We start from the raw sequence: 13,368 nt of genomic DNA on the forward strand, positions 1-13,368 counted from the left end.
CAGAGAGGAACTTACTGAAGTTCCACACTGCGGAAGGGTGTTCTGGCATTTTCCCTTGGAACATGCGCTTGATGCTTACGGACCGGTGGCCGGATGGCGTCCAAGACCGGTCATCCCCTGATCATTTGCGGTCAAGAGGCCAACGGGAGCGGCCGGCCGTCGGCCAACCGGAAGGCCCCGCCCTCGCGGCGGACGTACCCCTCGTGGGTGAGCGTGCGCAGCAAGTGGTAGACGGTCGGGAGGGGGATCCCGGTGATCCGCGCCAGCCGTTTGGCCGTCGCACCACCCTCCGCGTACATGGCCTCCACCAGGCGCAGCGCCCGTTGGACGGAACAGATGAGGGTGGGTGTGCTGTGGGGTGCGCTGTCCCGCTGAGTCTGCTCGGTGCCCATGAGTAGTCCCCCTGCTCCGGTAGGCGGCCTGGCAAACCCATCAAAGTCCTTCGCCGCCCGCAACACCAGCTGACTCGCGCCGAGCCGGGCACGAGATCGACGAAGGCCGGATCGCGTCCTCGTCAGGCCCGGGTCCAGCCGTCGAACCGCCAGGGCGTGGTGACCGTCATGGCGTGCGGGGTGCCGGAGACCGTGATGCAGGCGTCGCGCGGGGTGCCCTGCTCGAAGCAGATGTGCAGCGATCCGTCGGGCTGGACCTCGGCGTCCGAGACCCGGCACAGGCCGAGCTCGCCGAGCACGGCCATCTTGTGCGCGGGGAGGGTGGCGCCCGGGGACCGCACGATCCGCTCGCCGCCCACCGGGTCGTGGCCCACCCGGACCCAGCCGAAGTCCGGCTGCGTCAGCCGCCACGAGGCGTCGATGGTGATGCGGCCCTCCGCCTGTGCCTCCTCGTCGTGGAAGACGAGGTAGGGCCAGGCCTGGCGCTCCCCCACCTCGTAGACGACGGTGCCGATGAGGTCGGCGGCGTCGAAGGCGTACGCGCCCGCCTCCTCGCCCGCCGCGTCCGGGTGGTTCGCGCAGCCGCGCTCCAGGCACTCGGGGAGCGGGTCGACGAGGGGCCCGGGCACCGGCGCGTGACCGGTCAGCCGGCCCCAGAGGGCGGGTACGGCGTGCCGCTGCACCAGGTCCACCACGTCCTCGGCGACCGCCGAGGCGCTCTGCTCGTCGGTGATCGTCCACCAGTGGTCGTGCGGGTGGCCGAGCAGCCCGCCGATGCGGGCGTGCCAGCCGACGGGGCCGACGTGGTTGGCCGAGAGCCGGGTGCCGAGCGCGGGCCGCAGCCGTCGCAGGTCCTCGTGCTCCTGGTATCCGACGGCGCGCAGGTTGACGGTGAAACGGCAGCGGTCCGCGGTGGAGCCCGCGCTGCGCTGGAAGCCGATCAGGGCGTGGTCGGGGGCGGCGACCGCGAGCCGGTACTCCCGGCCGGTGCCGGTGAAGCCCGCTTCGCGCAGTGCCGGGGCTATGCGCTCGCGGAGCATCTGATGGAACAAGTCGGTCGCATTCACTCCCGCAGTGTCCCAAGCCGGACCCTCCGGGAGCAAAGCGGTACCGCGCGCCCCCTCGGGACCGCGGAGGGCCGGCTCCCCGCGCCGTGACGACGAGCGGGGTCCAGGCCCTCCCCACCGGAGCGGTTCCCGTGTCACGCTGCCTCGATGGAGCGGATCATCGAGGAGATACGCGAGGACCTGGCCCGGCGGATCGCCGTGGCGGCGGACCGGCTGGCCGAGCGGACCCTGGCCGAGGACCCCGCGTACGCCGTTCCGCTCGGCCGGGCGGAGCTGCGCGAGCGGGCGCACCGGCAGCTGCGCCAGACCGTCGAGGCGGTGGTCCGTAGTTCCCGCGGGCTGCCGGTGGACCTCACGGAGGCGCGTTCCGTCGGGACGCTGCGGGCCGAACAGGGGCTGCCGCTCTCCTCGTTGCTGCGCACCCACCGGCAGGCGGGGCGGCTGCTGTGGCAGACCCTGACCGAGGCGGTGACCGCGCACGACCACGCCGCACTGCCGCGGCTGCTGCCCGGGGCGAGCGTGCTGTGGGACGTGCTGGACCAGCAGACGGACGCCACCGCCGAGGCCTACCGGCGGGCCGAGGGCGCGAGCGGCGGCCGTGACCGGGAGCGGCGGGCGGCGCTGCTCGACGCCCTGCTCGACGGCGGGGCGCCCGAGGCGGCCGCCACCGCGGCCGCCCAGCTCGGGCTGCCGGGGCAGGGGCGGTTCGCGGTGCTCGTGCTGGGCGCCGGCGCCGACCCGGTGGCCCGTCCGCCCTCCTCCACGGCCGGGCCGCGCGTCCTGTGGCGGATCCGGGCGGACGGGGAGAGCGCGGTGGTGGAGCTGGGCCACCACCCGTTGGAGGCGGTGCGCGAGTTACTGGTACCCCTGGGCGTCCGGGCCGGTGTGAGCCCGGTGGTGGCGGCGCCCGCCGACTTCGCCCGGGCCCGGCGCCTGGCCGTCCTGGCGCTGCGCACCACGACCGGCCCGGGCAGCCCGCGCACGGCCCTGCTGGACGAGCGGCTCCCGGCGGCGCTGGTCGCGGGTCAGAGCGAGCTCGCGGGACGGCTGCGTCACGTGGTGCTGGGCCCGGTGCTGGCGCTGGCCCCGGAGGACGGCCGGGTGCTGCTGACCACGCTGGGCACCTGGCTGGCCTGCCAGGGCTCGACCACGTACGCGGCGCAGCGCCTGTACTGCCACCGCAACACGGTCTCCAACCGGCTGCGTCGGCTGGAGCAGCTGACCGGCCGGTCGCTGACCGACCCGGCCCACGTCGTGGAGCTCGCGCTGGCGCACGCCGCGGTGGTCCAGCGGGCGGCCGACGGGCAGGGCGCATCCGCGCCAAAGTCGCCGCAGTCCGCGCCGCGCCGGTCCGGGCCGGCCGGGTGATCAGCAGCGCGGTCCCGGCCGGTGGGCCGGGGACGCGATCCGGTCAGGTGGCTCCGCGCGGGTCCCGCGGGCAGCGGGGTTTCGGTCAGGCTCGGTGACGCACCGCACCGCCCCCCACACCGGGAGACACCATGCCCCAGGGCTTCCTTCCCCCCACCTTCGACGAACCGACCGCCGAGCTGCTGCGCGAGCTGGAGCGCCCGGGCGGCGACGGCCGCCGGATGTTCCAGCTGCGGATCACCCCGGACGACCGGCGGATCACGTTCGAGAAGGAGATCCGGGCGCGGCACTTCGGTCCGACCAGCCCGCGCGAGGACGACCACCGGTACGTGGTGTTCAAGGACCTCTACAACGGCCGCCTCACGCTGCTGCACTGGACCCACTTCGGTGCGCCGTCCCGGCAGCCCTACGGGGAGACCACGGACTTCTTCGTCACTCTGGCCAATCACGACACGGACGTGAGCCGGGTCGACGAACTCGCGGCGGACCTCACCGGCGCCACCGCCCGGACCGCCGAGTTGAAGGCGGCCCACGAGTTCTACACGGCGGAGCGCGAGCAGGCCCGCACCCGTCAGATCCAGTACGAGCTGGACATGCTGCTCAGCGACGTCGCGATGCAGGCCAAGCACTACGGCGCGCAGGGCCTGGACGGACCGGCCCTGGACGAACTGCGCGCGCACCCCTTCTACCGGCTGGCCCGCGAGCACTGCCTGCTGGTCGCGGGGGGCGACCGCGACTACAGCGCGCTCACCCACGACACCCGGCGCCGGGACCTGCTCAAGGGGCGGCGGCCGGTGGTCCGCGCGGAGTACGGCGACCTGGTCGAGACGCAGCCGACGGAGCTGACGGCCGCGGCGCCGGACCGCCGCCACACCCGCTACGCCAACCTGTTCTGGGAGAAGCACGAGAGCGAGGGGTTCTTCGTGCTCCGCCGGTGCCCCTCGGACCACGAGTTCAGTCGGGGCGGGGTGCCCCGCCCGGCCGAGGACGGCGACAACTTCGCCACGCTCGCGCTCTCCGAGGACCAGGACCTCTCCGGGATCCGGGTGCTCCCGGACGACGGCGGGCGGCTGCCGTCGGCCGACGAGAACGTGCCGCCGGCGCAGGGGCTGTCGGAGCCGTGGCCGGTGTACGGCGGGTACCCGGGCTACGGGGAGTACGGGACGTACGAGGACTTCGAGGTCTTCGGGGGCGGCGAGGCCTACGACGGCTCCGGCACCTTCGCCGACGTCGTCACCCGGCGCACCGCGATGGACCCGGCCGACGGCTCGTGCCGCACCCAGCGTTCCTACCGCGGTCGGGAGAAGGTCAACGCCCGCTGCCGGGTCACGATGGACCTGACGGACCGGGACGCCGGGGAGTGGACGGTGAAGGTCGCGGTGTGCGCGGACAGCTTCAGCTGGGACGTCCTCTTCTGGGACTGGCGCGACCACCGCTACGTCGCCACCGCCGAGGTGCGCACCGAGGCCGGGTACCGCGCCCGTTACGCCTCGGACGCCCCGGCCCACACCGTCCGGCGCACCCACGGCCGGTGCGCGACGGGCGGCTACGCGGGCGAGCTGTCCTTCGCCCTGCCGGCGGACTCGGGGCGGTACGTGGTCGAGTGGACCTACGACGTGCCGTGCGACAGCCCGGACAAGAACGACGGCTTCCCCTTCGGTTTCTCGCCGAACTTCTCGCCCGACCGGCACCTGACCGCCCGGGGCACGGTCGTCGTGGACACCTCCGTCGGCTAGGGGGTGTCCGTCTAGCGCGCCTCGGGCGCGGGTTCGTCGTGCCGCGCGGACTCCAGCAGGTACGGCACGTCGATCACGGCGACCCCCGGGGTGAACAGCAGCCGCGCCTTGAGGCGCAGCGCGTTCTGGTTGTGCAGGGGCTGTTCCCACCAGTGGCCCACCACGTACTCGGGGATCACCACGGACAGCATGTCGGTGCCCTCCTGGGCGGCCTGTTCCTGGACGTACGCGAGCACCGGGCCGACGACCTCCCGGTACGGCGAATGGAGGATCTTGAGCGGGATCCCCGGGTCGTGCTCGGCCCAGGCGGCTCTGAGCCGGTCCGCGTCCTCCTCGTCGGCGGCGACGCTGACGGCGGTGAGCGTGTCGGGGCGCAGGCCCATCGCGAAGCCGATGGCCTTGAGGGTGGGGGCGTGCACGGAGGCGACCAGGACGACCACGTGGTGGCGGGCGGGCCTGCGCGGTTTGACGCCGGGGGCGACGGCCACCTGCCGGGCGACCTGGTCGTAGTGGCGCCGGACCCCCTTCATCCCGATGAAGAGCAGCGGCATGGCGATGACGACGAGCCAGGCGCCGTGCGTGAACTTGGTGATCAGGACGATGACCAGGACCACGGCGGTCATCGTGGCGCCGACCGCGTTGATGGCGAGCCGGCGGTGGATGTGGACGCGCTCTTCGCGGCGGGTCTCGGCGGAGGCGAGTTCCTTGCGCCAGTGTCGGACCATGCCGGCCTGGGAGAGGGTGAAGGAGACGAAGACGCCGATGATGTAGAGCTGGATGAGGCGGGTCAGCTCGGCGTCGAAGGCGACGATGAGGGCGATGGCGGCCAGTGCGAGCAGCACGACGCCGTTGGAGTAGACGAGCCGGTCGCCGCGGTTGTAGAGCTGGCGCGGCGCGTAGCGGTCCTTCGCGAGGATCGAGGCGAGCATCGGGAAGCCGTTGAAGGCGGTGTTCGCGGCGAGGATCAGGACGCCCGCGGTGACGGCTTGGAGCAGGTAGAAGAGGAAGTCCCAGCTGCCGAAGGTGGCGCGGCCGATCTGGGCGAGGGCGGTGGAGGTGGGGGTTCCGGCGGGCAGGCCCAGCTCGGTGGGGTCGGCCGCGACGTGCACCTTGTAGGACATGGCGAGCACGGTGATCCCGACGAACATGGTCACCGAGAGGACGCCCATGGCGGCCAGGGTGGTGGCGGCGTTGCGGGCCTTGGGCTTCTGGAAGGCGGGAACCCCGTTGCTGATCGCCTCGACGCCGGTGAGGGCGGTGCAGCCGGAGGCGAAGGCGCGCAGGGCGAGCAGGACCACGGCGAGGCCCGCGTACGTTCCGGATCCGCTGATCGGCAGGTCGGCGGATTCCGCGCGGATGGTGGTGCCGGTGCCCAGCCGGACCGCGGCGACCGCGAACATCACGTAGATGACGAGGACGAAGCCGTAGGTGGGGATGGCGAAGACCCGGCCCGACTCGCGCACGCCGCGCAGGTTCATCAAGGTCAGCAGCACCACGAAGCAGACCGAGAGCAGGACCATGTGGTCGTGCAGCGAGGGGATGGCCGAGGTGATCGCTGCGACGCCGGAGACCACGGAGACGGCGACGGTGAGGACGTAGTCGACGAGCAGGGCGCTGGCGGCGGTCAGCGCGGCGGTCGGGCCGAGGTTCTCGGAGCTGACGATGTAGGCGCCGCCGCCGCCCGGGTAGGCGTGGCAGGTCTGCCGGTACGAGGCGACGACGACGACCATCAGGAAGACGATGGCGGCGGCCGCGTACCAGGCGAGGTGCAGCAGGGCCACGCCGCCGAGGGCGAGGATCAGCAGGATCTCCTCGGTGGCGTAGGCCACCGAGGAGAGCGGGTCGCTGCAGAAGATCGGCAGGGCGAGCCGTTTGGGCAGCAGGGTCTCGCCCAGCCGGGCGGTGTCCAGCGGTTCGCCGACCAGCACCCGTTTCGCGTTGATACGCCTCATTCGAGCATGATCAGCCACGATCGGAGCCTTCTGCCCGTTATATGGCGCAGCCGGGGGACCCGGGCGCCCGGCCGCGCCCGACCCTCGACCCGGCCCCGGTGGCTCACATCCGGGCGGCAGCCGACTTGATGGCCTCGCGGATGCGGACGTACGTCCCGCAGCGGCAGATGTTGGCGATCGCGTCGATGTCCGCGTCCGTGGGCGTGGCGGTCCGCTTCAGCAGCGCGACGGCGGCCATGATCTGGCCCGGCTGGCAGAAGCCGCACTGCGAGACGTCCTGTTCGAGCCAGGCCTCCTGGACCGGGTGCAGGGTGTCGCCGTCGGCGAGCCCCTCGATCGTGGTGACCTCACGACCGGCGCAGGCCTTGACGGGCACCACGCAGGGGCGGATGTCCGCGCCGTCCAGGTGGCTGGTGCAGGCCTTGCAGACGTCGACCCCGCAGCCGTACTTGGGACCGCGGATGCCGAGCAGGTCGCGCAGGACCCACAGGAGGGGCAGGTCGTCGGGTGCGTCCACGGTGACGCTCTGCCCGTTGACGGTGAAGGTGTGCGAGGGCACGGCGTACTCCTGGCGCTAGCGCGGGTAGGGGGTGAAGTCGACGTCGAAGTCGAGGGGGAAGCTGCGCGGCTTGGTGCCGGTGGCGCGCGCGTAGGCGTTCGCGATGGCTCCGACGGCCGCCGGTACGCCGAGCTCGCCCGCCCCGCCCGGCTGCTCGCCGGTGGCGGGCAGGACGAAGACCCGCACGTCGGGCGGGGTGTCCCGTTGGAGCGCCCAGTGGAACTGGCTGTAGCTGCCCTCCAGGGGGAGCCCCTTGTCCAGGTGCAGGCCGGCCCGCAGGGTGGTGGAGATCGCGTCGGTGAGCCCACCGATCATCTGGGCCTCCAGCCCGCGCGGGTTGACCGGTCGGCCGACGTCGACGGCGATGACCGCCTTGGTGACGCGCACGTGCTCCGGATCGCGGACGTCGATCTCGACCAGGCAGGCGGTGCGGGACTTGTACTCCTCGTGGAAGGCGATGCCCTGGGCACGGCCCGCGGGCAGGGTCCGCCCCCACTCCCCCTCGGTGGCCGCCTTGTCGAGGACCGCGCGCTGTTCGGCCGTCTTGAGGAAGGCGCGCCGGAAGGCGTACGGGTCCTTGCCGATCCGCGCCGCCAGCTCGTCCACCATGATCTCCTCGGCGCCCCGGGTGTTCGCCGAGTAGACCGAGCGCCAGGACCCGGTCGGGATGCCGGTGGGCACTTCGGTGAGCACCTGGGTGGTGAGGCCGAAGTGGTAGGGGGACTTCACGGTGGTGAGGAAGAGCGTCTGGGCCAGGGTCGCGTTGCCGATGCCCAGCGGCAGGCTGGCGGCGGTGGCGGTGATGATCTCGCCCAGGCCGTGCCGGAAGTCGGTCTCGACGGCCGCGACCCGGTGTTCGAAGCTGAGCACCTCGCCGAGCGCGTAGGTGGCGCGGATCCGGTGGTGGGTGGCCGGGCGCATCCGCCCGTGCCGGGTGTCGTCCACCCGGGTCCACATGAGCCGGACCGGGCGGCGGCAGGCCTTGGACACCCGGGCGGCCTCCAGGGCCGCGTCGAAGAAGAGCCGGCGCCCGAAGGACCCGCCGGCCTGGACCACGTGCACGGTGACCTTGTCGAGCGGCAGGCCGAGCTCGGCGGCGATGGTCTGGCGGGCGACGATCGGGGACTTCAGGCCGGACCAGATCTCGGCGCGGTCCTCGCGCACGTCGGCCACCGCCGAGTTGGTCTCCATCGGGGCGTGGCTGACGAAGGCGAAGTCGAACTCGCCGTCCACGTAGGGGGTGAGCAGCGGCGGCAGCAGCGGGACCGGGTTGGCCGTCCGCAGCTTCGCCCGGACCTGCTCGTCGGAGAGCTTGTCGGCGGGCCCGGGGCCCCAGGTGACCTGGAGCGCGGCCTTCGCGTCGAGGGCCTGGCCGAAGGTCTCGGCGACGACGGCGACCCCGGTGGCGACGGTGACCACGTCGAGGACGCCGGGCATCGCCTTGACGGCGGCCAGGTTGGTGACGGTGCGGACGGTACCGCCGAGGCTGGGCGGGCGGCGCAGGACGCACGGCTTGGCCCCGGGCACGTCGAGGTCGAGGGTGTACCGCTGCTTCCCCGTCACCATGGCGCGGGCGTCGATCCGGCTGGTGGGCCTGCCGATCAGGGTCTGCTTCGCCGCGGGCTTCGGGGCGGCGCCGAGGACGATCAGGCCCGGGTCCGCGGCGGCCTCGGCGAGGGCGCCGTAGCCGAGGGTGCGGCCGTCGGGCGCGCGGACGGCGCCGTCCGCCGTGGTCAGGCCCGCGGCCGGGGTGTTCCAGCGCCGGGCGGCGGCCGCTACCAGGCGGGCGCGGGCGGTCGCGGCGCACTGGCGGACCGGGCCGTACAGGGAACGGATGGCGTTGGAGCTGCCGGTGAGCTGGTTGAAGAGCAACTCGGGGCGCGCGTCGTCCAGTTCCACGCGCACGGTGGCCAGCGGGGCGTCGAGCTCCTCGGCGACCAGCATCGCGACGGCCGTGGTGAGCCCCTGGCCGACCTCTTCGCGCGGCAGCCGGAAGCGGATCGTGCCGTCGGCCTCGACGGTGAGCAGCAACAGGGCGGAGGTCGGCGCCCCGGCCAGGATGAAGATGTCTCCGAGGTCGATCAGGTCCGCCACGGCGGGCAGGGTCGGGATGGCGGCGTGCGCGTCCTGGGGCGCGAGGGCGTCGGCCCCGGCGCGGGTCACCAGCGCGAGGGTGGGCGCGGCCACCAGGTAGGTGAGGAAGGCCCGTCGACTGCTCCCGGTCCCGGCCCGGCCCGTCGCGCCCCCGTCGTGCGCGTCACCCGCGTCGCCCGGCCCGCCCGGCCCGCCCGTGGAACCCGTCGCCCTCGATGGCCCCGTAGCCCCTGCCGTGCCCGTCATGTGGCTCCGCCCGCCCTGTTCGCCGTACCCCACTTGGCTCATTACCGGCACGTAGAGTAGCGATCACCGCGGGCGCTGGGAAGTCGCGGCCGAGATGCGGCGTCCCCCGTTCGGGGGGCACGCGAACGGCGGCCGGACGTGGGCCGCGCCGCGGCCGTCGGCGGCCCCGCGCTCGTACGCCTCGGGCGCATGAGCGACCCCGTCGCGAGCGGCGGCCCTTTCCGGCCGCGGCGCGCCGCACCGGCCGCGCGGGCGGACCATGGAAGGAGCACCACCGGACACGACAGGACAGTGAGGAGGTGGAGCGCGGTGGCCCTGTTCATGGACGTCCATCACGGCATGCACGGCATCACCGAGGATCAGCTCTCGGCCGCCCACCGGGCGGACCTGGCGATCGAGGCGGAGGAGGGGGTGCACTTCGAACGCGCGTGGGCCGACCCCGGGTCGGGCACGGTGTACTGCCTCTCCGAGGCACCTTCGGCCGATGCGGTCCAGCGGATCCACGAGCGGGCCGGGCACCCGGCCAGCGAGATCCACCCGGTTCCCGTCAGCGTCTGACGCGTTGACCTGAACTGTTCGTACAGCCAAGGGGGGACGGGAGGCCCTTGGCATATGCCGCAGGCAGGAACGGCCCTGATGTTGCCAAACGGCTTACAGCCCATTGCCGTCTGTGCAACAGTCGTAACCGGTCCTTCCTTCAGACTTGGCCGTGCCGCGCCTGTATCGGAGTTCTCATGCCGTCCCACCTGTTCGCGGACCGTCCCGCGCAGCCCCCCCGCCCCGGGTCCGTGGACGCGCTGATCACGCAGACCCGACGGTTGCGGGGCGACGTGGACGCGGTCCGCCGTGACACCGTCGTGGACGACGACGACGCGCAGGGACGATGGCAGCGCGCGCTGTGCGACCTCGCGGTGCACCAACTCGACGACCTCGACGAGCACTTGGGGCAGCTCAAGGAAGGGCTGCCCGCCGTCCCCGCACAGGCGCCGGGCCCGGGTGCCTTCCAGCCCGCGCCCGAGCCGGCCGACCACCAGCAGACCCGGATCGGCAGCGCCGAGTGGAACCTGGTCACGGACGAGGTCCGCTGGTCCGACGAACTGTTCCTGATCTTCGGCCGCTCCCCGGAGGCCGGCCCGCTCTCCCTGGACGAGCTCGGATCCACCCTCTTCGCCGAGGACCAGCCCCTGCTCACCGCGATGGTGACGGCCTGTCTGGTCGACGGCAAGGCCATCGACGGCGAGTTCCGCATCGTCCGCGCCGACGGACGCGTCCGCACCCTGCACATGCGCGGCGAGCCCGTCATGGACGACTCCGACGGGTGTACGGCGTCCATGTGGGCCGTGCTGCGCGACGTGAGCGACCTGCGGCGCAGCGAGCGCGCGGTGCGCGAGAGCCGTGACTCGCTCCAGCTCCAACGACAGATCGCCCGGACCGAGCACCGGCTGGCGGTGGAGATCCAGGAGGCCGTGCTGCCCCCGTGGGGCGGCACGCTGCACTCCCCGCGCGCCGGCTCCGGCGCGCTGGACGCGGCGGCCCACTACCTCCCCTCGGCGACGAGCGCGCTGATCGGCGGCAATTGGTACGACGCGCTGGAACTCCCGGACGGGCGCTCGATGCTGACGGTCGGCGACCTCACCGGACACGGGGTCACCGCCACCTCCGGGATGGCGATGATGCTCGGCGCGCTGCGCGGCATGGCGATGGCCGGGATCGAACCGGGCCCGCTGATGGGCTGGCTGAACCAGTTGTTGGAGACCTCGGTCCAGCCCGCCCTCGGCTCCGCGGTGTGCTGTAGCTACGACCCCACCGGCCGGGTGCTCACCTGGGCCCAGGCGGGCCACCCGCCCCCGCTGCTCTTCCGGGGCGGCCGCGGCCGGGCCCTGCGGCCGCCGGAGGGCATCCTGCTGGGCGCGACCTCCGGGGCGGCGTACGGGCAGCGCGAGGAACGGCTCGAAGTCGCGGACGTGCTCGTCCTGCACACGGACGGGCTGACCCCGCGCGGTATCGGGTTCGGGCAGGCGGACGGGGCCGAGCGGCTGCTGGCGCTGGCGCCGCGGTTCGCGCGGGCCCGCTCGGCCCAGGACTGTGTCCGTGCGGTCATCGAGGAGTTCGGCGAGACCGGGCGCGAGGACGACGCCTGCGTACTGGTCGCCAGGGTAGGGGACTGAGCCCGCCGCCCACGGGGCGGCGAAGCAGTGGTTCGGGGCCGCGCCGTCAGGCGCGGCCTTGGTCGTTTCCGTGATCGTGTCCGTGCTCCTCCGGGGGCGGCTGTCCGGGCATCCCCGTCAGATCTGGGTCCCGGACGCGCTCCCGGCGCCCCGGGATCCGCGCGCCGTTCGTACCGGTCGGGTCGGCAGGGCCATCTTGATCTCCTGGCGCAGTTCCTCGATGCGTCCGTAGCCGGCGTACTGGCCGGTCAGCCGGTACATCTCGCGCAGCCGGTCCCAGGTGCGGTGCGAGGAGGTCTCGTTCATGGAGACGAGCGCGAGGCGTGCGTAGCGGTCGGCCTGCTCCGGGTCGTCGGCGAGGAAGCAGGCCGAGGCCATCGAGATGTAGTCGAAGATCTGCGAACGCTGGTGTCCGGCCGCGCGTAGCCGCAGTGCCTCGCGCGCGTGCTGCTGCGCGATCGGGGCGGCGCTCGGATCGTGGTCGGCCAGGGTGCGGAAGGCCAGCGCCTGCATGCCATGCAGGTCGGCCTCGTCGAAGTGCTGCATCCAACTGGGCGGCGGTACGTCGCTCTTGTCGGACACGAACAGGTCCTCGGCCTCGCCGAGGGTGCGGCGCATCGCCTGGCCCTTGCCCAGGGCGGCCTGCGCCCAGGCCTCGATGGTGTGCAGCATGGCGCGGGTGCGCGGCAGGGTCTCCTCGCCCGAGCCGGACTGGGCCAGCTTCATCAGGTCCAGGGCCTCGTTGGGCTTGCCCAGGTGGACCATCTGGCGCGCGGCGCGGGACAGCGCCTCGCCGGCCCGCGGCCGGTCGCCGCCCTCGCGGGCCGCGTGCGCGGCGATGACGAAGTACTTCTGCGCGGTGGGTTCGAGACCGACGTCGTGCGACATCCAGCCCGCCAGGACCGCCAGGTTGGCCGCCACCCCCCAGAGCCTGCGCTGGAGGTGGTCGGGGTGGTGGTAGGCGAGCATGCCGCCCACCTCGTTCAGCTGGCCCACGACTGCCTTGCGCTGGAGCCCACCTCCTCTGGAGGCGTCCCAGGCCCGGAAGACTTCCACGGAGCGCTCCAGCGCTTCGATCTCCTGTGAACCGATGGGCGCGGCCTCGTAGCGGTCGTAGCCCGCGGGGTCGGCCTGGAACCCGTCGCCGCCGAAGCGTGGCGCGGGGGTGGCGGGCAGGGGGTCGGAGTGCAGCCAGTCGTGCATGGCGTTGGTGAGGGAGGAGCCGGCGGTGAGCGCGGCGCCCGCGCCCATCAGACCGCGACGGTTGAGCATGAGGTCCATTCCCGTGAATTCGGTGAGGACCGCGGCCGTGCGTTCGGGCGCCCATGGCAGGCCGTCCGGGTTCTCCTTCGCCCCGTCCTGGTTCCGTGCCGATGTGCGCCGCTGCCGTACGAACCCGAGGTCCTCGATGGTCACGACACGACCGAGCCGCTCGGTGAACAGGGCTGCCAGTACGGTCGGCACCGGTTCGCGCGGGGTCTCCCCCACGTCGATCCAGCGCCGCACCCGCGAGGTGTCGGTGGCCAGCTGGTGGTGGCCCATGGCCGCCGCCTGCCGGTTGACCATCCTCGCGAGTTCGCCTTTGGACCACCCGGCCAGCCCGAACAGATCGGACAGGCGGGTGTTGGGTCCTTTGCTCACGTCAAGCCCCCAGGTTCTCGGCTGAGTTGACAGTAACCCCCCGTCAGATGCCGAGCGACTATTCGCCAGGGTTCGCCAGGGTGCGCCAGATGGTGTGCCACCCGCAGTCGGGTGTCAGGTAGGAATGCGCCTCCCCGACCCGGTC

The 13,368-nt window shown here is 73.0% G+C and carries 10 protein-coding genes; 4 read left to right on the forward strand and 6 right to left on the reverse strand.

Features of this window, described 5'->3' with window-relative positions; translation table 11 throughout:
* Positions 1-131 precede the first annotated feature (131 nt).
* Positions 132-392: a helix-turn-helix domain-containing protein gene (locus ACIQWR_RS08130; protein WP_404005914.1), complete on the reverse strand. Its 261-nt coding sequence runs from the start codon at positions 390-392 to the stop codon at positions 132-134.
* A gap of 122 nt (positions 393-514) precedes the next feature.
* Complete coding sequence (locus tag ACIQWR_RS08135) at positions 515-1,459, reverse strand: DUF4304 domain-containing protein (protein ID WP_404005915.1); 945 nt, start codon at positions 1,457-1,459, stop codon at positions 515-517.
* Positions 1,460-1,606: 147 nt separating this feature from the next.
* On the opposite strand from ACIQWR_RS08135, the gene ACIQWR_RS08140 reads away from it, so the two are divergent.
* Together ACIQWR_RS08140 and ACIQWR_RS08145 are read left to right on the forward strand one after the other, a co-directional pair.
* A complete protein-coding gene (locus ACIQWR_RS08140) occupies positions 1,607-2,827 on the forward strand; it encodes a PucR family transcriptional regulator (RefSeq protein WP_404005916.1) in 1,221 nt (406 codons plus the stop codon).
* A gap of 131 nt (positions 2,828-2,958) precedes the next feature.
* On the forward strand, positions 2,959-4,563 hold the full coding sequence (locus tag ACIQWR_RS08145; protein WP_404005917.1) for a hypothetical protein: 1,605 nt from the start codon (positions 2,959-2,961) through the stop codon (positions 4,561-4,563).
* An 11-nt stretch (positions 4,564-4,574) separates the two neighbouring features.
* Here ACIQWR_RS08145 and ACIQWR_RS08150 read toward each other — a convergent pair whose 3' ends face one another.
* The 3 genes from ACIQWR_RS08150 to ACIQWR_RS08160 all read right to left on the reverse strand — a co-directional run bounded on the left by ACIQWR_RS08150 (position 4,575) and on the right by ACIQWR_RS08160 (position 9,414).
* Complete coding sequence (locus ACIQWR_RS08150) at positions 4,575-6,515, reverse strand: APC family permease (protein WP_404005918.1); 1,941 nt, start codon at positions 6,513-6,515, stop codon at positions 4,575-4,577.
* A gap of 103 nt (positions 6,516-6,618) precedes the next feature.
* Positions 6,619-7,074 (reverse strand): (2Fe-2S)-binding protein, encoded by a 456-nt coding sequence (locus ACIQWR_RS08155; RefSeq protein WP_399267190.1) that lies wholly within the window; start codon positions 7,072-7,074, stop codon positions 6,619-6,621.
* Positions 7,075-7,089: 15 nt separating this feature from the next.
* Complete coding sequence (locus tag ACIQWR_RS08160) at positions 7,090-9,414, reverse strand: molybdopterin cofactor-binding domain-containing protein (protein ID WP_404005919.1); 2,325 nt, start codon at positions 9,412-9,414, stop codon at positions 7,090-7,092.
* Between the two features lie 309 nt (positions 9,415-9,723).
* On the opposite strand from ACIQWR_RS08160, the gene ACIQWR_RS08165 reads away from it, so the two are divergent.
* Together ACIQWR_RS08165 and ACIQWR_RS08170 are read left to right on the forward strand one after the other, a co-directional pair.
* Positions 9,724-9,972, forward strand: coding sequence for an SCO4226 family nickel-binding protein (locus ACIQWR_RS08165; protein ID WP_385778938.1), 249 nt, complete (start codon positions 9,724-9,726; stop codon positions 9,970-9,972).
* A 176-nt stretch (positions 9,973-10,148) separates the two neighbouring features.
* Positions 10,149-11,582 carry a PP2C family protein-serine/threonine phosphatase gene (locus ACIQWR_RS08170; RefSeq protein WP_404005920.1) on the forward strand — a complete coding sequence of 478 codons (1,434 nt, stop codon included), beginning with the start codon at positions 10,149-10,151 and terminating at the stop codon, positions 11,580-11,582.
* 117 nt (positions 11,583-11,699) lie between these two features.
* Here the strand turns inward: ACIQWR_RS08170 and ACIQWR_RS08175 are convergent, their stop codons facing one another.
* A complete protein-coding gene (locus tag ACIQWR_RS08175) occupies positions 11,700-13,223 on the reverse strand; it encodes a hypothetical protein (protein WP_404005921.1) in 1,524 nt (507 codons plus the stop codon).
* Between the last annotated feature and the right edge of the window lie 145 nt (positions 13,224-13,368).

The sequence above is a fragment of the Streptomyces sp. NPDC098789 genome (assembly GCF_044759975.1).
Taxonomy (GTDB): Bacteria; Actinomycetota; Actinomycetes; order Streptomycetales; family Streptomycetaceae; genus Streptomyces.